The sequence below is a fragment of the Buchnera aphidicola (Greenidea ficicola) genome (assembly GCF_039386055.1).
Taxonomy (GTDB): domain Bacteria; phylum Pseudomonadota; class Gammaproteobacteria; order Enterobacterales; family Enterobacteriaceae; genus Buchnera_K; species Buchnera_K aphidicola_A.
Window position 1 is genome coordinate 300,165 of sequence record NZ_CP135012.1, and the last position, 25,042, is coordinate 325,206.

Consider the following 25,042-nt stretch of genomic DNA (forward strand, 5'->3'; position numbering starts at 1 on the left):
ATGGGAGATTTAAATGTAGTTAATGATATTAATCACGCAGGTAATTGGTTAATACTCAATCAAGAACTACTTTTAAGTTATATAATAAACTGCACATCAGTAATAATAATATTAGTAATTGGTTTATTTTTAGCTAAAATTATTTCAAAAGGAGTAAATAAATTACTAATAACAAGACACATAGATAATACAGTTGCTGGTTTTCTTTCCGCTTTAGTTAAATATATAACTATAACTTTGACTTTAATTGCTAGCTTAGGAAAAATAGGAGTACAAACAACATCAGTAATTGCTATATTAGGAGCCGCTGGAATGGCTGTTGGTTTAGCATTACAAGGTTCTTTATCTAATTTTGCTGCAGGTGTATTATTAGTTACATTAAGACCATTAAGAACAGGAGAATATGTAGAAGTTGGAAAAATAGGAGGAACAGTATTAAATGTACATATATTTTATACTATGCTAAGAACATTAGATGGAAAAATAGCTGTAATACCTAATGGAAAAATAATATCTGGAAATATAATAAATTATTCCAGAGAACCAGCAAGAAGAAATGAATTTATTATATCTGTATCTTATAATTCAGATATAGATTTAGTAATAAAAATTTTAAAAAATGTATTAAAAAAAGATAATAGAGTTTTAAAAGAAAAAGGTATAATTGTAGGTTTAAGTGAATTAGGACCTTCATCATTAAAATTTATAATAAGATGTTGGAGTAAAAATGAAGATTTAAATATTGTTTATTGGGATTTAATGGCAAAATTTAAAAAAACATTAGATAAAAATAAAATTATAATTCCTTATCCTAAATTAGATATAAAAATAATTAAACAAAAAAAAAAAAATAAAAAAATATTTATTTAATTTTAAAATATATAATTGAGCGTAAAATAAAATTTACGCTCTTATACATATTAATAATTTAAAAATGTTTACTTTATATAAATCTCAAACAATAAATAATTTAATTAAAAAAATATTTAAAAAAAAAAAAAACAATCTTGTATCTAATCCATTACAAAATGAAATTTTTATAACAAATAATAAAGCAACATCTAAATTAGTAAAAATATTAATTACAAAATATACAGGAATTAGCGCAAATATAAAATTTAAAAAAATTGATTTTTTATTATATAAAATAATAAAAAAAATAAAAAAAAAAAAATATAAAACAAAAAAATTTTTTATAAAAAAAAAAAAAATAATATGGAAAATATTTAAAACATTTAAAAAAAAAAAAAAAAAAAAAAAATATTTTATATTTTCTGAAAAAATTTCTGAAATATTTAAAAAATATTTAATTTATAGAAAAAATTGGATTAAAAATTTAAAAAAAAAAAATATATCAAAACAAAAAATATATATAAAAATATGGAAAAAAATAATATTTAAAAAAAAATACAACTTTTATAAATTATTAAATTTTTTTAAAAAAAATTTAAAAAAAATTAAAAAAGATATACCAAAAAAAATTTTTATATTAAATATAACTTCTATAAAACCTTTATATTTATTAATATTATACCAAATAAGTAAAATTACAAAAATATATATATTATTTTCTGGACCAAATTACTTTTATAAAAAAAAAATATTAAATTATAAAAAAATAAAAAATAATTTATTAAAAAACTTCGGAAAATTAGGTTATGAATATATTAATATTTTAATAAAAAAAAAAATAAAAATTATAAATTTTTATAAAACATTAAAAAATAAAAATATTTTAAACAATATTAAAAACAAAATAACAAAAATAAAAAAAAATAATAAAATAAAAAAAAATGATAAATCTTTACAAATTTATTCTTGTAACAGTAAATATCAAGAAATTGAAAACTTAAAAATACAAATATCAAATATTTTAGAAAAAAAAAAAAACATTACACCAAAAGATATAATAATCTATGCAAAAAATATAAAAAAATATAAATTTTATATTAAAACTATATTCAACTCAAAAAAAAAAATTCCTTATTCAATATTAAATAAAAAAAATAAAAAAATAGAAATATTATTTAAAATAATAAAATTTTTACTAAATATAAAAAATATTGAATTAAACAATAAAAATATTTTTTATTTTTTAGAAAAAAAATACATTTTAAAAAAATTTTTAATTAATAAAAACGAATACATATTTTTAAAAAAAATAATTGAAAAAACAAAAATATTTTCAGGTTTAGATAATAAACATTTAAAAAAAAAAAAAAATCCTGAAATTTTCCAAAATACATGGTTATTTGGAATTAATAAAATCATGTTAAATATATCAATAAATAAAAAAAACAAAATTTGGAATAATATCTTAATATCTAATTTAACAAAAAATAAAAACAATTTATTAATTGGAAAATTAATTTATTTTATAAAAACATTAAAAAATTGGAAAAAAAAAATATCAAAAAAAAAAAAAATAAAAAAATGGAAAAATATATTTAATAAAATAATTAAATTTTTTATACCTAAAAAAAAAAATTTAAAAAAAAATATAAAAAAAATAAAAAAAAAATGGGAAAATTTTATATCTTTAGGAATAAAAGAAAAAAATAATAAAAAAATTCACATTCATATATTTAAAAATTTTTTTTTAAAAAAAATAAAAAAAATGATATATAAAAACAAAAAAGAAAATTTTATATCAAATAAAATAAAATTTTGTAATATAGAATATATTAAAAATATATCTTTTAAAGTAATATATATATTAGGTGTAAATAATAAAAATTTTCCAAAAGAACAAAAATTTGATATAAACGATATAACACAATATCATAAAAAAAATGGTGATATAAATGTATTTAAAAAAGATTGTTATAACATTTTAGAATTAATATTATCCGCAAAAAAATATTTTTATTTAAGTTACGTTGGATATAACGAAAGAACTCATAAAAAAAAAAATAAATCTATAATAATAAAAGAATTAAAAAAATATATATATAAAAATTTTAAAATTAAAAAAAATATAATAAAAAAAAAATATAAAAAAAATATTTTTAATAATATGATTATATATAATGAAAAATATAATAATTATAAAAAATTAAAATATAATAAAAAAAAAAATAAAGAAAAATACTACATAAAAAAAAAAAAAAAAAAAAAAATAAAAATAAAAAATTTATTAAATTTTTGGAATAATCCAATAAAATATTTTTATAATAAAACTTTAAAAATTTATTTACAAAAAAATATTAAAAAAAAAAAAAAAAATGAACCTTTTAAAATAAATTCTATAAAAGAATATATTTTAAAAAAAAAAATATTAAAAAAAATAATTAAAAAAAAAAATATAAATTTATTATATAAAAAATATTTATTAAAAGGATCTATTCCATATGGTTATATTGGAAAAAATATTTGGAATAATAATATCAAAAAAATATTAACATTATTAAAAAATATATATATAAATTTTAAAAAAAAAAAATATAAAAAAATAAATTTATTAATTAAAAAAAAAAAATTAAAAGGAAAAATATATTTTTCAAAAAATAATGGAATACTAAAATGGAATCCAAAAAAAATAAATATTAATGATACTATAAAATTATGGATAAAACATTTAATATATTGCTCTTATAAAAAAAAAGGAAAAAGTATAATAATTGGAATTAACAACACCAAATGGAAATTTAAAAATATAAAAAAAAAAAAAGCAATAAAATATTTAAATTTATATATAAAAGGATATATACAAGGAAAAAAAAAACCATTATTAATAACAAAATCTGCAATATGTTGTTTAAATAATTTATATTACAATAAAAAAAAAAAAAATAAAAAAATATTTTTAAAAAGATGGAAAGGAAATAATTTTATTCAAGGAGAAAAAAAAGATATATATATACAAAAAATAATACCAAATATAAATTCATATTTAATTAAAAAATTATTAAAAATAGCAAAATTCTGGTATTTTCCTATAATAAAAAATAAAATAAATGAAAAAAAAAAATATATTAAATAATAAATTAAAAGGAAAAATATTAATAGAAGCATCAGCAGGAACAGGTAAAACATTTACTATTATTATGATTTATTTAAGATTATTATTAGGTATCAACTTACAAAAAAAACAAAAACCATTTAAAATTAATAAAATATTAGTATTAACTTTTACAAAAAAAACAACTCAAGAACTAAAAATAAGAATTAAAAAAAATATCTTACAATTAAAAAAAACATTAATAAAAAAAAAAGAAAAAAAAAAATTTAAATTTTTTATAAAAAATATTATAAATATTAAAAAAGCAATTATATTACTAAATAAAGCAGAAAAAAAAATAAATAATTTATCAATTTATACAATACATAGTTTTTGTAAAAAAATTTTAGAATATTATCCCAATAAATTTACAAACAAAAACAATAAAATAAAAATAACAGATTCTAAAAAAATTTATTTAAAAGCTACTATAATTTTTTGGAAAAAATATTTTTATTCTTTACCAAAAAAAATATTAATAATATTAATAAAATATTTTCAAACTCCAAAAATACTTTTTAAAAAAATATATCCAATTTACAAAAAAAAATATATTAAAAAAAAAAACATTAAAAAAAAAAAAATAATTAAAATATATTATGAAATTATAAAAAATATTAAAAAAATAAAAAAAAAATGGATTAAAATTAATAAAAAAAAAAATAAAAAATTTCCAAAAAGAACATTAAATTTATTTAAAAAAATAAATAATTGGGCTTATTTAAATACTGAAAATGATTATTTAATTAAAGAAATAGAAAAAATAAAAAAAAACAAATATATTAAAAAAAAAAAAATAAAAAAAATAAAATTAATTCTTAAAATTATAAAAAAAAAAAAAAAATATTTAATAAAAAATTTCTTATTATATTCTTGTAAAAAAATATTAATTAAAAAAAAAAAAATAAAAAAAAAAAAAAAATATATAGAATATGATGATATTATTAAAGAAATATATAATAAAATATCTTTTAAAAAAAACAATATTTTATATAATATAAGAAAAAAATATCCAATAGCATTAATTGATGAATTTCAAGATACAGATAAAAAACAATATAAAATATTTAAAAAAATATATAAAAAAAAAAAAACATACTTATTATTATTAATTGGAGATCCAAAACAATCCATATATAGTTTTAGAGGAGCTAACATAAAAACATATATCAAAGCAAAAAAACAAATACAAATAAAATATTCATTAAACAAAAACTGGAGATCTTCTTATAAATTAAACAAAATTATAAATTTTTTATTTAAAAACAAAAATCCTTTTATATTTAAAAAAATAAAATATTATCCTGTAAAATCTCCAAACAAAAAAAAAAAATATAAAATAATAATAAATAATAAAAAACAAAAACCTTTAAATATATTTTTTAAAAAAAAAATAATAAATAAAAACAAATATATTAAATGGAGCGCTAAACAATGCGCAAATAAAATATGCAAATGGATAATTTATTCTCAAAAAAATAAAGCTCATATATATTATAAAAACTCTATTAAAAAATTAAAAGCAAAAGATATTACTATAATTGTAAGAGATAAATACGAAGCAAAAATAATTAAAAAATATCTAAAAAAATTAAATATAAAATCTATTTATCATTCAAATAAAAAAAATATTTACAAAACAAAAGAATCAAAAGAAATATTATTAATATTAAATGCAGTATTAAACCCTATTAATAAAAAAAAATTTTATAGAGCTATATCAACAAATATAATTACAAAAAATATAAGAGAAATATTAAAAATAAAAAAAAAAAAATATTTAAATATTTTAATAAAATTTAACAAATACAATATTTTATGGAAAAAAAATGGAATTTTTTCTGTTATATGGAACATTATAAAAGATTTTAATATTTTCAAAAAAAATAATTTTTTTAATAAATTAAATTCTAATACAAACAATATTTTACAAATAGGAATATTACTACAAAAAAAAACAAAAAAAATAAAAAATAGAAAAAACATTCTAGAATGGTTTAAAGAAAAAATAAATAAAAAAAATAATAAAAAAAAAAAAAATATTAAAAAATATATATATAATAAAAATGCTATAAATATAACTACGATACATATGTCAAAAGGATTAGAATATTTAATTACATGGATTCCATTTTTAATGAATTTTAAAAAAATAAAAAAACATGAAATATATGATAATAAAAAAAAAGAAAATAAAAAAAGAATATCTGAAGAAATAAGATTATTATATGTAGCTTTAACAAGATCAATAATAAATTGTAATATTTCAATAGCTCCTATTATTACATCAATTAATAATTATAAAAAAAAAAAATATATAGAAAATCATAAAAGCGCTTTAGGATTTTTAATACAAAAAGGAAAACATAAAAATATTGAAAATTTTTTAAAAATAATAAAAAAAATTAAAAAAAATAAAAATATAAAATTTTATAAAAAAAAAAAAAAAAATAAAAAAAATAAAAACATAAAATTTTATAAAAAAACAAAAAAAATATTAATACTTCCAAAAAAAATAAAAAAATATAATTTTAAAAAAAAATACAAAAATAATTTATTTTTAACAAGTTATTCAAAATTAAATAATAAAAAAATAATAAAAAATAATAAAAAAAATAATAAAAAAATAAAAAAATACAAAAAAAAAAATAATAAAATAAATAATCATAATTTTCCAAAAGGAAAAAAAATAGGAATATTTTTTCATGAAATTCTTAAAAAAATTAAATTTTCAAAAAAAAATAATAAAAAAATAATAAAAAAAATAATAAAAAAATATAAAATAAAAAAAAAATATTTTAAATATATAATTAAATGGATTAATAAAATATTAAATTTTAAATTAAATAAAAAAAAATTATGTTTATCAAAACTAAAAAAAAAAAATTATATTAAAGAAATGGAATTTTATATGAAAATAAACACACAATCAAAAAAAACAAAAATATTAAATAACATTAAAATAAAAGGATTCATAAAAGGATATATTGATTTAATATTTAAATGGAAAAAAAAATATTATATATTAGATTATAAATCTAATTGGTTAGGAAAATCTGAAAAAAAATATACTAAAAAAAAAATAAAAAAAACAATAATAAAAAATAAATATGACTTACAATATAAAATATACAGTATTGCACTACATAAATATTTAAAAAAAAAAAAAAAAAAATATAAATTTAAAAAACACTTTGGTGGAATTTATTATATATTTTTAAGAGGAATAAATAAAAATAAAAAAAATAATGGAATTTTTTATCTTTTACCAAAATATAAATTAATAAAAAAACTAAATAAAATATTTAATTAAAAATTATAAAATTATGAAAAAAATATTAAAAATAGCATTAAAAAAAAAAATAATAAACTTAATTGATTATTATTTTACATATTTTATAAGTAAAAAAAAAAATAAAAAAATACATTTTATTATTGCATTAATTAGTAAAATAACTAATGAAGGAAACAATTGCCTTCCAATAAATAAAATTAAAAAAAAATACATTTTTAAAAAAAAAGAAAAATACTTAATAAAAAAAACAAAAAATATTTTTAAAAAAATAAAAAAACATATAAAAAATTTATTAAATAATAAAAATAATATTTGCAGTAAAGGAAACAAAATTACACCAATTGTTTTTTTTAAAAAAAAACTTTATTTTTATAAAATATGGAACTATGAAAAAAAAATATCAAAATTTTTATCTAATAATAAAAAATCTAAATATTTTAATTATCAAAAAAAAGAAAAAATATTTAAATATTTTAAAAAAAATAAAATAAAAAAAATACAAAAAAAAATAATTATTAATGCATTAATTTACAAAAAAATAATAATTACAGGAAATCCTGGAACAGGAAAAACAACCATTGCTATGCATATAATTATTATTTCAAGAATATTAAAAAAAAAAAAAATAATTTTAACCGCTTTAACTGGAAAAGCAACAATTTTATTAAATGAAACATTTAATAAAATAATTAATAAAATAATTATAAAAAAAAAATTTAAAAAAAAAATAAAATATAAATGTTTAACTTTACATAAATTAATAGGTTTAAAAAAAAAAAAATCAAAAGCTTTTTATAATAAAAAAAATAAATTAAATATAGATATATTAATTGTAGATGAAGTATCTATGATAAATATTTCTATTATGAATTATCTAATCAATTCTTTACCTAAAAATATAAAAATAATTTTTCTTGGAGATGTTAATCAACTACCACCAATTAATTCTACATCAATATTATATGATATAAAAAAATATATAAAAAAAAATATAAAAAGATATAAAAAAATAAATTTTGAAAAAAAAAAAATTAATTATTTAATTTCAAATAAAAATTATATAAAAAAAAAAAAAACAATATTAAATAGAATATTAATACTTAAAAAAAAATATAGATTTAATAAAAATTCAAATATAAACATATTATCAAAATATATAAAAAACAAAAAAATAAAAAAAATAAAAAAATTATTTAAAAAAAAAATAATACAAATAAAAAAAATAAAAAATAAAAAATATTTATATAATATTTTTAAAAAAACATTAAATTATAATTATAATTATAATTATAAAAATAAAAATATACTTAAAAAAATATTTAAAAATAGAATTTTATGCATAAACAACAAAGGAAAAAAAGGAACAAAAAAAATTAATAAAGAAATTGATAAATATATTATTAAAAATAATAAAATTCCGTACAAAATAATAAAAAATTTTATTATATATAAAGGAAAACCAATAATAATAACTAAAAATAACGAATTATTAAAATTATATAACGGAGAAATTGGAATAATTATTGATAATAATAAAGTAATTTTTTATAAAAATAAAAAAAATATATTTATACCTTTAAATAGTATTAAAAATTATAAAACAGCATGGGCAATAACAATACATAAATCACAAGGTTCTGAATTTAAAAATATTTCTTTAATATTATCAAAAAAAAAATTATATAATCAATTACTTTATACAGCAATAACTAGAGCTAAAAAAAATATTTTTTTATATGGAAAAAAAAAAATATTTATAAAATCTTGTAAAAAAATAAATAAAAAATATTCTGGTATAATAAATCATTTAAAAAAATATAATAAATAATTTGCGGGGGTTGGATTTGAACCAACGACCTTCGGGTTATGAGCCCGACGAGCTACCGAGCTGCTCCACCCCGCTTCTTTATTAATATTTAATATACATCATATTTTTTAAAAATACAATTTATTTTTAAATAAATATATATATTATTAAAATATTGCAAAAAAAATATTTTACATGTATTCATATAATAAAAAATAAATAAAATATTTAAATTTAATTTTAAATATTAATAAAATAATATGAAAATAATAAAAAAAAAAATAATAAAAAAAAACAAAAAAATTGTAATTATAATAAAAAATTTTAAAAATTTTATTAATAAAAAATTATTATCAAAAAAATTAGATAAATTAAAAAAAATAAGAAAAATAACATCAAAAAATATTATTATAATAAAAATTCTTAAAACTTTTAAAATACCAATTATTATAAATAAATTTAATAAAATTTCATAAATATAATAATATTATTACATTAAGAACAATTATCAAAAAAAAACAAATAATTATAAATATATAACCAAAAAAAAAAACTAATAATAAAATTTTTAAAATAAATATTTTAAAAAAAAATATTCCTATTTATTTTTAGAATATAAATAATTGGTAATATAAAAAAAAAAATTGGAAGATAAAAAAAAATAAGTAATAAAAAATAAGAAAAAGCTTTATATAAATTAAAAATAATTAATATAATTTAAAAAAAAATAAAAATAATTTTAAAATAAAATAGGAATAATAAATATGAATCAAAACAAAAGAAAAAATTCAAGAAAATATATTTTACAAGCTTTATATTCTTGGCAATTATCTAAAAATAAAATAAAAAATATTAAAAAATATTTTTTAAATAAAAAAAAAAATTTGATACTATTTATTTTAAAAAAATAATTATAGGAATAACTAATAACTATATCAAAATTGATAAATATATTAAAAAATTTTTATCAAGAAACTTTAATAATTTAAATCAAATAGAAAAAGCAATATTAAGAATATCTATATACGAATTAATAAAATGTTATAAAATTCCTTATAAAGTTATTATAAATGAAAATATTAAACTAGCAAAAAAATTTGGAGCAAAAAATAGTCATAAATTTATAAATTGGATATTAAATAAAATATATATAAATACAATATAAAAATTATATAAAATAAATATGAAAAAAATAAAAAAAAATAAAAATGGATATTTAAAAAATTATAAAGATTGGAATAAAAAAATAGCAAAAAAAATAGCAAAAAAAGAAGGTATTAAAATGACAATAAAACACTGGGAAATAATATATTTAATAAAAAAATTTTATAAAAAATATAATATTGTTCCTTCTTTAAGAATGATATTAAAAATAAAAAAAAAAAAAAAAAACAAAAAATACAACAGTATTTATTTATTTAAATTATTTCCAAAAGGACCATCAAAACAAGGAAGTAAAATAGCTGGTTTACCAAAACCAACAAAATGTTTATAAAAAATTAAAATCAAAAGAAATTAAAACACTAAAAATAAAAATAATAAAAATAGAAAAATAAAAATTAACCTTCTCATAAAAAAAAATACTATTACTAAAAAATAAACTTAAACAAGAAATTAAAAACCATATAAAACTACAAAAAAAAATAATTAAAATAAAATTATAACTAACAAAATTATTATAATATAATAATAAATTAGATATAAAAAATAAACAAATATGTATTATAATATTAATTTTTGTCTTATTTATTCCTTTAATAAAAATAAATATAGGCAATTTAATATTATAATAATCTTTATTATAAATTATTGAAATAGAATAAAAATGTGATATTTGCCAACATAAAAATATTAAAAATAAAATAAAAGAACAAAAATCAAAACTATTTTTAACAGAACAATAACCAAAAAAAGGAGGAATAGAACCTGAAATACCACCTATAATAGTAGAATAAATAGAATTTCTTTTAAAATACAAACTATATAAAACAACATAAATAAATATTCCAAATAAAGAAACTAAAAAAGATAAAAAATTCACAAAAAAAAATAATATAAATAAACCAATAATTAAAAAAGCTATAGCATATACTATAGCTTGTTTATATAAAATTTTATTTTTAACTAATATTCTATTTTTTGTTCTTCTCATAAAACTATCTATATCACGATCTATAATATTATTAAAAATACAACCAGAAATTAAAACAAAAAAAAAACCTAAAAAAATAAAAAAAAACAATAATAAATCAAATTTATCTTTAGAAGATAAAAAAAAACCACCACACATAGATATTAAATTACTTAAAATAATTCTAGGCTTTATAATTTCAATATACTTATTCATTATAAAAATACTTAATATTTAATAAACAAATATAATGATTTAAATGAAACATAATCCAAATTGTTCCGAAAAATAATATACTAGAAATTATTAGCATAAAAAAAAAAGAAATTATATTCCAGGAATTTTTACTAATTATTTTTAAATGAATAAAATATTTCATTTGTATTAAAATTTGAATAATTAATAACATTAATAAAATAAATAAAGTAAAATTTTTAGAAAAAATATTAATATAAACAATTAAAAAATCAAATAACGTTAAAAAAAAAGAAAACAAAAAACCAAAAAAATAAAAATTAATTAAATTATCAGATAATTGTTTATTATTTAAATATAAATTCACTTTTTTTTTAAAATTTTTCATTATAAAGCTCCAAATAAATAAACAAAAGTAAATATAAAAATCCATATTATATCTAAAAAATGCCAAAATAAACCTAAACAAAATAACCTATCTATAACTACTTTTTTTAATCCAAATTTTAAAATTTGATAAAACATAACAATAATCCATATTAGTCCTGAAAAAACATGAAGACCATGAGTACCTATTAAAACAAAAAAAGAAGATAAAAAACCATTTTTTTTTGGACTAAAATTATTTAAAATTAATTCATAAAATTCATATAATTCTAAAAAACAAAATAAAAAACCTAATAAAAAAGTTATTAACAAAAAAATATAAACAATTTTATTATTTTTTTTTATAGAAAAAATTAAAACGACTCCATAAGAAACAGAACTAAACAAAAGTATTAAAGTTTCTATAAAAACCAATGGTAATTTTAAAAAATCTTTTACAAAAGGACCATAAATTGTATTATTTAACATAACTATATAAACAGAAAATAAAGTAGCAAATATTATACAATCACTCATTAAATATAACCAAAAACCAAATATTTTTTTATAATCAATACAATATTTTTTTAATAACATATCACTATTATTGTTTTTTATCATAATCATCCTTTTTTTTATTTTTTAAATAATTTAATTCTATTTTTTTAATTAAATTATAAGAAACAATATAATGATCACCTTCATATGTACTAAATCTTACCCAAAAAATAATACCTATAAAAAAACTCAATAATAACAACCACCAAATATGCCATATAAATGAAAAACCTATTAAAGAAGAAATTACTAAAAAAATTATTCCAATATTAGTATTTTTTGGCATAAAAATTTTTTTAATATTTAAACTTTCATCCAAAGAAAAATATTTTCTTTTTTGTTCCCAAAATTGATCTCTGCAATATATATTAGGTAATTTTAAAAAATTATAAAAAGGAGGAGGTGAAGAAACAGACCACTCTAAAGTTCTAGCGTTCCAAGGATCACCGGTATTATCTTTATTTTCTTCTCGATAATATATAGAAACAAAAATTTGAACAATTTGAGATATAATACCGAAAAAAATTAATATAACTCCAAATATTGAAATAGATAACATAAAATGAAAATCTACATCTATATTTTTACTTAAACGACGAGTCATCCCCATAAATCCTAATATATATAAAGGAAAAAACGCAAAAATAAAACCTAAAAACCAAAAATAAAAAGATATTTTTCCCCATTTTTCATTTAACATAAAACCAAAAAACTTTGGAAACCAATAAGTAAATCCAGCAAAACAACCAAATACAACCCCTCCAATAATAACATTATGAAAATGAGCCACTAAAAATAAACTATTATGTAATACAAAATCAATACTTGGAATAGAAAGTAAAACTCCAGTCATTCCACCAATAGTAAAAGTAATTAAAAATCCAATTGTCCATAACATAGAAGAATTTAAATTTACACGACCATTATACATAGTAAATAACCAATTAAAAATTTTTACTCCAGTAGGTATCGCAATAATCATTGTCATAATCCCAAAAAAAGAATTTACATTTGCACCAGCTCCCATAGTAAAAAAATGATGTAACCAAACAATAAAAGACAAAATAGTTATAGAAATAGTTGCCCAAACAAGAGAAAAATAACCAAATAAAGATTTTTGAGAAAAAGTAGAAACAATTTCAGAAAATATTCCAAAAGCTGGCAATATTAAAATATATACTTCAGGATGACCCCATATCCAAATTAAATTAACATACATCATCATATTTCCTCCAAAATCATTAGAGAAAAAATGAAAACCTAAATAACGATCTAAAGTTAATAAAAATAATGTTACAGTTAAAACAGGAAAAGATGCTAATATTAATATATTTGAACATAATGCAGTCCAAGTAAAAACTGGCATACGAAACATATACATTCCATTAGTTCTCATAAATAAAATAGTAACTAAAAAATTTATACCTGTTAATATCGTTCCAATTCCAGAAATTTGTAAACTCCAAATCCAATAATCTACACCAACACCAGGACTGTATTGTATACTAGATAAAGGAGGATACCCCAACCAACCAGAACTAGAAAACTCTCCTATAAATAAAGATAAATTTATTAAAATTGCTCCACTTACAGTTAACCAAAAACTAATATTATTTAAATAAGGAAAAGCAACATCTCTAGAACCAATTTGTAAAGGAATAATAAAATTCATAAAACCAATTATTAAAGGCATAGCTACAAAAAAAATCATTATTACACCATGCGCAGTAAAAATTTGATTATAATGATGCTCTGGTAAAAAACCACTTCCATGATTTTCTATTGATGAAATATATTGTTGTAATCTCATCATAATCACATCAACAAAACCTCTAATTAACATAATAAATGATAAAATAAAATACATAATTCCTATTTTTTTATGATCTACTGAAGTAATCCAATTTTTCCATATATAAATCCATTTTTTAAAATACGTAATTATAAAAAAAATAAAAAAAAATATTAAAAAAACAATAACAAAAGTCATCATTATAATAGGATCATAAAATGGAATAACACTGAAATTTAATTTTCCAAACATTTTTTATCCTTAATAATATTTTATAAAAAAAAAATTTAATTATGAAATTTATTAACAATTTGATCAAATAAATTTTTATTTACTCCAGAAAAACAATCATTTTTATAATTATCAATATTAGATATCTTATTAAATTTTTTTATAGTATTTAACTTTTCAGAATAATTTTTAATATATTCAACCCATTCATTAAATGTTTTAAAATCTGGAGTTACAATTACTTTAAATTTCATATCAGAAAATCCTACTCCACTATAATTTGCAGAAATTCCTTTATACAAACCTGATTCATTTGATATTAAATTTAATTTATTAATCATTCCAGCCATAGAATATATTTGACTACCTAAAGAAGGTATAAAAAATGAATTCATAACAGAATTAGAAGTAACTCGAAACATTATAGGTGTATTAACAGGAATAACAATTTTATTTAAAATAGCAATTTTTTTTTCAGGATAAATAAAAAACCATTTATAATTTAAAGATACAACGTCAATATTGATATAAGAATTTTTATGCATTAAAATTTTACTAGGTTCTAATTTATGAGTAGAATTCCAAGAAACTATAGAAAGAAAAAAAACAATAATAATAGGAATTAACCAAATAAAAAACTCTATTATATTAGAATGATTCCAATTTGGTTTATATATTTCATTATTTTTTTTATTATATTTATATGAAAAATATAAACTCATAAAAATAACTGGTAAAACAATAATTAACATAGTAAAAAAAGAAATAATAATAATATGCTTTTGTTGAATAGAAATATCCCCTTTAGGATTTAATAAAGAAGCAAAAGAAAAATTTAAAAAAAAAAAATAAAAAAACAAAAAAAAAAGAAAATTTTTAATTTTATTATTCATAAATATTATTTATCCTATTAAAAAAAATTAAAAAAAAATAAAAAAATATTATATAATAAAAATAAAATTATAATAATTAATATTATAAAAAAAAAAAAAAATAAAATTTTTATTGAAAATATATTTAAAATAAATATTATATATTTAAATAATAAAATTTTAAAAATAAATATTTTTTTTTTAAAAAATAATATATATTATTATATTAAATTTAATAAATAAGATTAAAAAATGTCAATAAATAAATTTATCAATGAAAATAAACATTTTAATCAAACTTTAATACCTATGGTTATTGAAACAACTCCTAGAGGAGAAAGATCTTATGACATATATTCAAGATTATTAAAAGAAAGAATAATTTTTTTAACTGGAACTATTAATGATAACACAGCTAATTTAATTGTCGCACAATTATTATTTTTAGAATCAGAAAATCCAAATAAAGATATTTCTTTATATATTAATTCTCCAGGAGGAATAATTAGTTCTGGAATGTCAATTTATGACACAATGCAATTTATTCAACCAAAAGTTAATACTATTTGCATAGGACAAGCTTGTTCAATGGGAGCTTTTTTATTAGCTTCAGGAGAAAAAGGAAAACGTTTTTCTTTACCAAACTCCCGTATTATGTTACATCAACCCATAGGAGGTTATCAAGGACAAGCATCAGATATAGAAATACATACAAATGAAATAATAAAAATAAAAAAAAAACTAAATGAAATTATTTCTTTGCATACTGGAATGCCAATAAAAAAAATTATAAAAGATACAGAACGAGATTATTTTCTTTCAGCAAATAAATCTATTACATATGGTTTAATTGATTTTATATTAACAAAAAGAATAAAAAATAATCAATAAAATAATATAATAAAATTAATCTATATATTATTCAAATAATCTTAAAGGTTTAAATAATGACATCCAATCGAAAAGATGATTCCGGAATTTTATTATATTGTTCTTTTTGCGGAAAAAATCAAAAAGAAGTTCGTAAATTAATAGCTGGACCTTCAGTATATATTTGTGATGAATGTATTGAATTATGTGCAAATATTATAAAAGATGAAATAAAAGAAATAAATAAAAAAGGAAATAATGAACCTTTACCTACACCACAAGAAATTAAAAAATATTTAGATAATTATATAATAGGTCAAAATAAATCAAAAAAAATATTATCTGTAGCAGTATATAATCATTATAAAAAATTAAGATATTCAAACAACTCTGAAAATGTTGAATTAGGAAAAAGTAATATTTTATTAATAGGACCAACTGGAAGTGGTAAAACTTTATTAGCAGAAACATTAGCAAAAATATTAAATGTACCATTTGCAATAGCTGATGCTACTACATTAACAGAAGCAGGATATGTAGGAGAAGATGTTGAAAATATATTACAAAAATTATTACAAAAATGTAATTATAATATACAAAAAGCACAACAAGGAATAATTTACATTGATGAAATTGATAAAATATCTAAAAAATCAGACAATCTTTCTATCACAAGAGATGTTTCTGGAGAAGGAGTTCAACAAGCATTATTAAAATTAATAGAAGGAACAATAGCTTCAGTTCCTCCAAAAGGTGGTAGAAAACATCCACAACAAGAATGTTTACAAATAGATACATCAAAAATATTATTTATATGCGGAGGAGCTTTTTCTGGATTAGATAAAATAATTGAACATAGATCTAAAAAAGGAACAAGAATAGGATTCAATGCAACAATAAAAAATGATATTAAAAAAAAAAATAAAAAAAAACTCTTTAAAAAAATAAAACCTCAAGATTTAATAAAATTTGGATTAATTCCAGAATTTATTGGAAGATTACCAATATTAACAAATCTTCATGAATTAAATAAACAAACACTAATAAAAATTCTATGTCTTCCAAAAAATGCTTTAATAAAACAATATTGTGAATTATTTAATCTAGAAGGAGTTAAACTAAAATTTAAAAAAGATGCAATTTATGAAATTGCTAAAAAAACAGTATTAAGAAAAACAGGGGCTAGAGGTTTAAGATCAATTTTAGAAGAATCATTATTAAATATTATGTATAATTTACCATCTATGAAAAATGTTAAAAAAGTTATTATCACTAAATTAGTAATAAAAAAAAAATCAAAACCAATTTTAATATACAATAAAAAAAAAAATTAAAATTTTTAAAAAATAAAATAAAAAAATAATATTAAAATAAGGTCCAATATTATAATAATTGGACCAATAAAATTATTAATATTGATAATTAATGTTATAATAATTTTAATTTGAAAAAATTAGGATTTTTTTGTGCAATTATTTAAAGAATTAAGTTGGTATTTTATAATTGAATGGAAAAGATATTTAGGAGCAATTACATTATTAATAATTATTTCTATTTTTCAATTGTTTCCACCAAAATTATTAGGAATGTTAATAGATTTAATTATTAATAAACAAATTTATCCTAAAAAAATATTACCATGGATAGGAACTATTTTTATTACAGCAATTATTGTATATATATTAAGATATATATGGAGAATTTTATTATTTGGAGCTGCTTATAATTTAGCAATAAAATTAAGATTAAAATTATATTCGTATTTAAGTAAAAAAAAAAAATTTTTTTATTTAAAATACAGAACTGGAGATTTAATTGCAAGAGCTACAAATGATATAGAAAAAATAGTTTTTGCAGCAGGAGAAGGAGTGTTAACATTAGTAGATTCATTAGTAATGGGATGTTCAGTTTTAATGGTTATGTTAACACAAATAAATGCAAAACTGACAATATTATCTTTATTACCAATTCCAATTATTGCAATTATTATTAAAAAATACGGAAAACAATTACATTATTATTTTTACAAATCTCAAAAATCATTTTCTAAATTAAATGATCAAACTCAAGAAAGTTTAACAAGTATAAGAATGATAAAATCTTTTAGATTAGAAAAACAAGAATCAATAAAATTTTCCAAAATTGTTAAAAAAAATGGAAAAAAAAATATGAATGTTGCAAAAATCGATGCTAAATTTGATCCAACAATTCACCTTGCAATATCATTTTCTAATTTAATAGCAATAATAGAAGGTGGGAATTTAGTTTCAAAACAAGAAATAACTATAGGTCAATTAACTAGTTTTATTATGTACCTTAGTTTAATGATATGGCCTATTTTAGCTTTAGCTTGGATGTTTAATATAGTTAAAAGAGGAATAACAGCATGGAATAGAATTAATTCTATTTTTAAAAAAAATAAAAAAAAAATAAAAAAAATAAAAATTAATGAAAAATATAAAAAAATAATTATTAATATTAAAAAATTTTATTACCCTAAAGAAAAAAAATATACTTTAAAAAATATAAATATTAAAATATACCCAAAAAAAACATTAGGAATATGTGGACCAACAGGCTCCGGAAAAAGTACTATTTTATATTTAATTCAAAAACAATTTAAAATAAAAAAAGGAGAAATAAAATTTAATAAAATACCAATATCAAGAATAAAAACTAAACAATGGAGAAAATATTTATCTGTAGTAGATCAAACTCCTTTTTTATTTTCAGACACAATAAAAAAAAATATTACTTTAGGAAAACCTAATGCTTCTGATAAAAAAATAAAATATATTTCTTGTTTAGTAGAACTACACAAAGAAATAATTAATTTTCCAAAAGGATACAATACAAAAATTGGAGAAAAAGGTGTAATGTTATCCAGTGGACAAAAACAAAAAATTGCTATAGCTAGAGCATTATTAATTAATGCAAAAATATTAATACTAGATAACGCATTTTCTTCTTTAGATATAAAAACAGAAAATAAAATATTAAAAAATTTAAATTTATGGAATAAAAACAATACAAAAATTATTATATCAAATAGAATCTCTTCATTAATTCATTGTAATGAAATCATCGCAATAAAAAAAGGAAAAATAATTGAAAGAGGAAAACATAAAAAATTAATAAAAAATAAAAATTGGTATAATAATATTTATAATTATCAAAAATTTGTAAATAAAAAAAATAATAAAAAAAAAATAGGAAAAAAAAATGGCTAATTTAATGAAATTTTGGCCTATATTAAAAAGATTATTAATATATGGAATGAAATGGAAAAAATCTATTATATTAGCTTTTACAATGTTAATAGGAGCTTCTATCGCAGAAGTTTTAAGTCCGATATTAATAAGTACATTTATAAATAATTATATTATCAAAAACAAGAATGATATAAAAATAATAATTATAATGATAATATCTTTTATAACATTACAGACTATATCATCAATTTTACATTATTTTCAAACTATTTTTTTTAATAAAACAGCAATTTCTATTGTTCAAAATTTAAGAATAGATGTTATGAAAGCAACTTTACAACAACCTATAAAAAAATTTAATAAAAAACCAATTGGAAAAATAATATCAAGAGTAACAAATGATACAGAAGTTATAAAAGATCTTTATGATACTGTAATAGCAACATTTTTTAGAAGTATAACTTTAATTACAACAATTTTAATTGCTATGTTTTCTTTAGAATGGAAAATGGCTATAATTTCAAGTATAATATTTCCTTTAGTTTTTTTAGTAATGATAATATATCAATATTATAGCACTCCATTATTAAGAAAATTAAGATCATATATAGCAAATATTAATAATAAATTTAATGAAACCATAACAGGAATAAATGTTATTCAACAATTTAATCAAGAAAAAAGATTTGGAAAATATATTAAAAAAATTTGCAAAAAACATTATAAATTAAAAATGAAAATTTTAAGATTAGATGGTTTTTTATTAAGACCTTTATTAAGTTTAATTTCATCAATAGTATTATGTGGAATAATGATATTATTTATTTTTTTTTTAAAAAAAAAAATAGAAGTAGGAATAATATACGCTTTTATTAGTTATTTAGGAAGATTAAATGAACCTTTAATTTCAATTGCTACTCAACAGGCTTTATTACAACAAGCAATAGTAGCAGGAGAAAGAATTTTTAAATTAATAGATTCTAAAAAACAAAAATATGGAAATGATAAAAATTTATTAAAAACTGGTGAAATAAAAATTAAAAATTTAAAATTTAGATATAAAAAAAACAAAAAATATATATTAAATGGAATTAATATAACAATTCCAAAAAAAAAATTTATAGCTTTTGTAGGATCTACAGGAAGCGGAAAAAGCACATTAGCAAACTTATTAATGGGATATTATCCAATAAAAGAAGGAGAATTATTTATTGATAAAAGAAAAATAAATACATTAAATTACAATGTTTTACGTAAAGGAATTTCTATAATTAATCAAGATCCAATTATTATTGCAGACAATTTTTTAAAAAATATAAAACTAGGAAGAAAAATATCAAAAAAAAAAATATTAAAAGCATTAAAAATTGTAAAATTAAATAAATTATTTAAAAAAAAAAATAAAGAAAAATATAAAAAATTAGGAGAACAAGGAAACATTCTATCTTCTGGTCAAAAACAATTATTATCATTATCCAGAATACTAATTAATAACAACAAAATATTAATATTAGATGAAGCTACAAATAATATAGACCCAAAAACAGAAAAAAAAATACAAAAAAAAATATTATCTATTAAAAAAAATACTACCTTAATAATAATATCAAATAGATTATCTACAATTATAAAAGCAGATAAAATAGCAGTATTTAAAAAAGGAAAAATTATAGAATTTAATACACACGAAAAATTACTAAAAAATAAAAAACAATATTGGAAAATGTATAAACTACAAAAATTTTAAAAAAAAATAAAATATTATCAAGACCCTGTTAGCAAAATTAATATTTTTTTTTTTGAACTGACTGCTTCTTTCCAGACCTGATCAATTATTCAAAAAAAAAAAAAAAAAAAAAAATAAAATTAACATGCCAACAGAGTACTAATAAATAATTATCTATAAAAAAATACAAAAAAGCAAATTATTTTATATTTTAAATAAGATTATTTTAATTAAATTAAATATATGATAAAATAAATATAAAAAAATTATAATAATAAAAATGAACTATAAAATATTAGCAAGAAAATGGAGACCAAAAAATTTTTCAGAAATAATTGGACAAAAATATATAATAAAAGCATTATCAAATTCTATAAATTTTAAAAAAATTCACCAAGCATGGTTATTTTCTGGATCCAGAGGAACTGGAAAAACTACTATTGCAAGAATATTAGCAAAAAATTTATGCTGTGAAAAAGGAATTACTATTGCTTCTTGTGAAAAATGCTCTATATGTAAAGAAATAGAAAAAGGTAATTTTGTAGATTTAATAGAAATAGATGCAGCTTCAAAAACAAAAATAGAAGAAATAAAAAAAATTTTAGAAAATATAAAATATGCTCCAATAAAATCAAGATTTAAAATATATTTAATAGATGAAGTACATATGTTATCAAGATATAGTTTTAATGCATTATTAAAAACATTAGAAGAACCACCAAAACATATAAAATTTATTTTAGCAACAACAGAAATAGAAAAAATACCTAAAACAATCATTTCTAGATGTATTATATTTTATTTAAAAAAAATTAATAAAGAAAATATTATTTTAAATTTAAAAAAAATATTAACACAAGAAAATATTAATATTGAAAAAAAAGCATTAAATATAATTGCAGAAAATTCACAAGGAAGTATGAGAGATGCTTTAAATTTATTAGAATTATCAATAAATATAAGTAAAAAAAAAATAAAAAAAAAAAATATTATTAAAATTCTAGGAAGAATTGATGAAAAAGAATGTTTAAAATTATTAATTTCAATATTAATAAATGATAAAAAAAGAATAATATTTTTATTAAATAAAATATCTTTAGAAAATATAGAATGGGATAAAATTTTAATTGAAATGTTACGTTTATTACATCATATAGCTATGATTCAATCATTTAAATCATTATGGAATAATAAAAATTATTTAAATAAAAAAAAATATATAATTAAAAAATTATCAAAATATGTACCAAAAAAAATAATTCAAAAATGTTATAAAATAATTACTATTGGTTATAAAAAAATACATTTATCTCCCTCTCCAAGATTAGGAATGGAAATAACATTATTAAAAATATTATATATAATTCATTATAAAAATAAAAAAAAATATATAAAAATGAAAAAAAAAATTAAAAAAAAAATAATAATAAAAAAAAAAAAAAAAAAAAAAACATAACAAAAAAAACAAAAATATTTATTTTATCTAGAAGAAATTTATTAAAAATTAAAAAAAAAATAATTAAAAAAAAAAAATAATATATATAAATATTAAATTGAGGAATTATGTTTAATAAAAACAATTTAGGTAATTTAATGCAACAAGCAAAAAACATGCAAGAAAAAATGGAAAAAATACAAAAAGATATTGCAATTATGCAAGTAACAGGAGAATCTGGAGCTGGTTTAGTAAAAATAACTCTTAATGGTTCTCATAATTGTACTAAAGTAAAAATTGATAAAAATTTATTAAATGAAAAAAAAGAAATGTTAGAAGATTTAATAGCAGCAGCTTTTAATGATGCTTCTAGAAGAATAAACGAAAAACAAAAAGAAAAAATGTCTGATATATCCAACAACGAAAATTTACCAAATAATTTTAATATGCCATTTTAAAATTTTTATAATAAATAATAATATTAAAATAAAGGTCTATCATGAAAACAAATATAAAAAAAAAATATAAATTTCAATCAGAAATTAAAAAATTATTACATATAATGATTCATTCTTTATATTCTAATAAAGAAATATTCATTAGAGAATTAATATCAAATGCATCAGATGCAATTGATAAACTAAAATTTAAATATATATCTAAACCAGAAAAATATATAAATAATAAAAAAATGTATATAAGAATTAAAATCAATAAAAAAAAAAAAAAAATAAGTATTCAAGATAATGGAATTGGAATGACAAAAAAAGAAACAATAAAAAATTTAGGAACAATAGCAAAATCAGGAACAAAAAAATTTATTTCATCAATGAAAAAAAAAAAAAAAAATAATAAATTAATAGGAAAATTTGGAGTAGGATTTTATTCATCTTTTATAGTTTCAAAATTAGTACAAGTAAAAACAAAAAAATCTTTAAAAAAAAAAAAAAAACCAATATTATGGGAATCAAAAGGAAAAGGAAAATACTCAATTTCCTATACTAAAAAAAAAAAATATGGAACAAAAGTAACTTTAAAAATAAAAAAAAAAGAAAAAATATTTTTAGAATCTTGGAAAATAAAAAATATTATTAAAAAATATTCTGATCATATTTCTACCCCAATAGAAATATATAAATATGATGAAAAAAATAAAAAATATTTTTGGGAAAAAATAAATAAAGCAAAATCTTTATGGACATTAAACAAAAATAAAATAACAAAAAAACAATACAAAAATTTTTATAAATATATAAGCAATGATAATTTAAATCCAATGATTTGGATTCATAATAAAATTGAAGGAAATATTACATATATTAGTTTATTATATATTCCTAAAAAATATAATATAAATATATGGAATAAAAAAAATAAAAACGGTTTAAAATTATATATAAATCGTATATATATTATGAATAACGCAAAAATTTTTATTCCGAATTATTTAAGATTTATTAAAGGAATATTAGATTCTCAAAATTTACCATTAAATATATCCAGAGAAATATTACAAAACAATAATATAGTAAATAAAATAAAAATAAACTTAACAAAAAAAATATTAAACATGTTAAAAGAATTAACTAATAAAAAAAAAAAATATGAAAAATTTTGGAAAGAATTTGGAATAATATTAAAAGAAGGACCTGCAGAAGATTTAGAAAATAAAAAAAAAATTTGCAATTTATTAAGATTTGCTTCTTTTAAAAATAAAACAGAAAAACAAAATTTATCATTTAAAAAATATATTAAAAACATGCAAAAAAACCAAAAAAAAATATTCTTTTTTACATGTGATAATTATAAAATTGGTATAAAAAGTCCTCATTTAGAAATTTTTAAAAAAAAAAATATTGATGTATTAATTTTATCTGATAAAATAGATGAATGGATGATGAATAATATAAAAGAAATTAAAGGAATAAAATTACAATCTATTAGTAAATTAAATAATACATTAAAAAATATTATTAATGAAAATAATATTACAAATAATAAAAAAAATAAAAAATTTATTAAAAAAATAAAAAAAATATTAAAAAATAAAATAAAAAATGTATATTTATCAAAAAGATTAACAAAAACACCAGCAATAGTTATAAGTGATGATAAAGATATAAGTACACAAATGTCAAAATTATTTATAGCAGCAGGTCAAAATATTAAACCATTAAAATATATATTTGAAATAAATATTAAACACAAAATAATTAAATATATAAAAAATATAAATAATATAAAAATATTTAAAAAATGGATAAAAATATTATTTTACCAAGCTTTATTAATGGAAAGAGGAACATTAGAAAATCCAAATAAATATATTAAAAATATAAATAAATTACTAATATTAAATTATATTAAATAATTTTTATTTAAAATAATAATAAATTTTGCGCTCTATAGGATTCGAACCTATGACCTACGGCTTAGAAGGCCGTTGCTCTATCCAACTGAGCTAAGAGCGCAAATTTTTAAAAAAAAATAAATTTTTTAATTTATTGTATACTAAAAACTTTTAAAAAAAAAGTTTTATTTTAATAAAATTT

General features: G+C 15.8%; 18 protein-coding genes, 2 tRNA genes, 1 other RNA gene and 1 pseudogene. 14 read left to right on the plus strand and 8 right to left on the minus strand.

Features of this window, described 5'->3' with window-relative positions; genetic code table 11:
* From mscS to recD, 4 genes are all read left to right on the plus strand, one after another.
* Complete coding sequence (gene mscS, locus RJT27_RS01450) at positions 1-870, plus strand: small-conductance mechanosensitive channel MscS (RefSeq protein ID WP_343189362.1); 870 nt, start codon at positions 1-3, stop codon at positions 868-870.
* A gap of 64 nt (positions 871-934) precedes the next feature.
* Positions 935-3,982, plus strand: coding sequence for an exodeoxyribonuclease V subunit gamma (locus RJT27_RS01455; protein WP_343189363.1), 3,048 nt, complete (start codon positions 935-937; stop codon positions 3,980-3,982).
* On the plus strand, positions 3,957-7,313 hold the full coding sequence (gene recB / locus RJT27_RS01460) for an exodeoxyribonuclease V subunit beta (RefSeq protein WP_343189364.1): 3,357 nt from the start codon (positions 3,957-3,959) through the stop codon (positions 7,311-7,313). The genes RJT27_RS01455 and recB overlap by 26 nt, the downstream gene beginning before the upstream one ends.
* A gap of 13 nt (positions 7,314-7,326) precedes the next feature.
* Positions 7,327-9,123 (plus strand): exodeoxyribonuclease V subunit alpha, encoded by a 1,797-nt coding sequence (gene recD, locus RJT27_RS01465; RefSeq protein ID WP_343189365.1) that lies wholly within the window; start codon positions 7,327-7,329, stop codon positions 9,121-9,123.
* Position 9,124: 1 nt separating this feature from the next.
* On the opposite strand, the gene RJT27_RS01470 is transcribed toward recD, so the two are convergent.
* Positions 9,125-9,198 (minus strand) — tRNA-Met (locus RJT27_RS01470).
* A 164-nt stretch (positions 9,199-9,362) separates the two neighbouring features.
* Here RJT27_RS01470 and RJT27_RS01475 point away from each other — a divergent pair.
* From RJT27_RS01475 to RJT27_RS01485, 3 genes and pseudogenes are all read left to right on the plus strand, one after another.
* Complete coding sequence (locus RJT27_RS01475; RefSeq protein ID WP_343189366.1) at positions 9,363-9,578, plus strand: hypothetical protein; 216 nt, start codon at positions 9,363-9,365, stop codon at positions 9,576-9,578.
* A 288-nt stretch (positions 9,579-9,866) separates the two neighbouring features.
* Positions 9,867-10,267: pseudogene (gene nusB, locus RJT27_RS01480) on the plus strand (transcription antitermination factor NusB).
* Between the two features lie 18 nt (positions 10,268-10,285).
* Positions 10,286-10,597 carry a TusE/DsrC/DsvC family sulfur relay protein gene (locus tag RJT27_RS01485; RefSeq protein WP_343189367.1) on the plus strand — a complete coding sequence of 104 codons (312 nt, stop codon included), beginning with the start codon at positions 10,286-10,288 and terminating at the stop codon, positions 10,595-10,597.
* Here RJT27_RS01485 and cyoE read toward each other — a convergent pair.
* From cyoE to cyoA, 5 genes are read right to left on the minus strand one after another with little or no spacing between them, the layout of a single operon-like run.
* Positions 10,592-11,449 carry a heme o synthase gene (cyoE, locus tag RJT27_RS01490; RefSeq protein WP_343189368.1) on the minus strand — a complete coding sequence of 286 codons (858 nt, stop codon included), beginning with the start codon at positions 11,447-11,449 and terminating at the stop codon, positions 10,592-10,594. The genes RJT27_RS01485 and cyoE overlap by 6 nt on opposite strands.
* Complete coding sequence (locus RJT27_RS01495; protein ID WP_343189369.1) at positions 11,442-11,816, minus strand: cytochrome C oxidase subunit IV family protein; 375 nt, start codon at positions 11,814-11,816, stop codon at positions 11,442-11,444. Before RJT27_RS01495 ends, cyoE begins: the two co-directional genes overlap by 8 nt.
* Positions 11,816-12,415, minus strand: a complete 600-nt coding sequence (gene cyoC, locus RJT27_RS01500; RefSeq protein ID WP_343189370.1) for a cytochrome o ubiquinol oxidase subunit III — start codon at positions 12,413-12,415, stop codon at positions 11,816-11,818. Before cyoC ends, RJT27_RS01495 begins: the two co-directional genes overlap by 1 nt.
* A complete protein-coding gene (gene cyoB, locus RJT27_RS01505; protein WP_343189371.1) occupies positions 12,399-14,396 on the minus strand; it encodes a cytochrome o ubiquinol oxidase subunit I in 1,998 nt (665 codons plus the stop codon). Before cyoB ends, cyoC begins: the two co-directional genes overlap by 17 nt.
* Positions 14,397-14,431: 35 nt before the next feature.
* A complete protein-coding gene (cyoA, locus tag RJT27_RS01510; protein WP_343189372.1) occupies positions 14,432-15,268 on the minus strand; it encodes a ubiquinol oxidase subunit II in 837 nt (278 codons plus the stop codon).
* Positions 15,269-15,499: 231 nt separating this feature from the next.
* On the opposite strand from cyoA, the gene clpP reads away from it, so the two are divergent.
* From clpP to RJT27_RS01530, 4 genes are all read left to right on the plus strand, one after another.
* On the plus strand, positions 15,500-16,138 hold the full coding sequence (clpP, locus tag RJT27_RS01515) for an ATP-dependent Clp endopeptidase proteolytic subunit ClpP (protein WP_343189373.1): 639 nt from the start codon (positions 15,500-15,502) through the stop codon (positions 16,136-16,138).
* A gap of 56 nt (positions 16,139-16,194) precedes the next feature.
* Complete coding sequence (gene clpX, locus RJT27_RS01520) at positions 16,195-17,451, plus strand: ATP-dependent Clp protease ATP-binding subunit ClpX (RefSeq protein WP_343189374.1); 1,257 nt, start codon at positions 16,195-16,197, stop codon at positions 17,449-17,451.
* Between the two features lie 132 nt (positions 17,452-17,583).
* Positions 17,584-19,347, plus strand: coding sequence for an ABC transporter transmembrane domain-containing protein (locus tag RJT27_RS01525; protein WP_343189375.1), 1,764 nt, complete (start codon positions 17,584-17,586; stop codon positions 19,345-19,347).
* Entirely contained in the window at positions 19,340-21,076 is a 1,737-nt protein-coding gene (locus tag RJT27_RS01530) for a SmdB family multidrug efflux ABC transporter permease/ATP-binding protein (protein ID WP_343189376.1), read from the plus strand. The genes RJT27_RS01525 and RJT27_RS01530 overlap by 8 nt, the downstream gene beginning before the upstream one ends.
* A gap of 39 nt (positions 21,077-21,115) precedes the next feature.
* On the opposite strand, the gene ffs is transcribed toward RJT27_RS01530, so the two are convergent.
* Positions 21,116-21,179, minus strand: an RNA gene (gene ffs / locus RJT27_RS01535) — signal recognition particle sRNA small type.
* A gap of 156 nt (positions 21,180-21,335) precedes the next feature.
* Between ffs and dnaX the strand changes: the two genes are divergently transcribed.
* From dnaX to htpG, 3 genes are all read left to right on the plus strand, one after another.
* Positions 21,336-22,511: a DNA polymerase III subunit gamma/tau gene (dnaX, locus tag RJT27_RS01540; protein WP_343189377.1), complete on the plus strand. Its 1,176-nt coding sequence runs from the start codon at positions 21,336-21,338 to the stop codon at positions 22,509-22,511.
* Positions 22,512-22,618: 107 nt separating this feature from the next.
* Positions 22,619-22,948, plus strand: a complete 330-nt coding sequence (locus RJT27_RS01545) for a YbaB/EbfC family nucleoid-associated protein (RefSeq protein WP_343189378.1) — start codon at positions 22,619-22,621, stop codon at positions 22,946-22,948.
* A 41-nt stretch (positions 22,949-22,989) separates the two neighbouring features.
* Positions 22,990-24,861 (plus strand): molecular chaperone HtpG, encoded by a 1,872-nt coding sequence (htpG, locus tag RJT27_RS01550; protein WP_343189379.1) that lies wholly within the window; start codon positions 22,990-22,992, stop codon positions 24,859-24,861.
* 26 nt (positions 24,862-24,887) lie between these two features.
* Here htpG and RJT27_RS01555 read toward each other — a convergent pair.
* Positions 24,888-24,961: transfer RNA gene (locus tag RJT27_RS01555), tRNA-Arg, on the minus strand.
* Between the last annotated feature and the right edge of the window lie 81 nt (positions 24,962-25,042).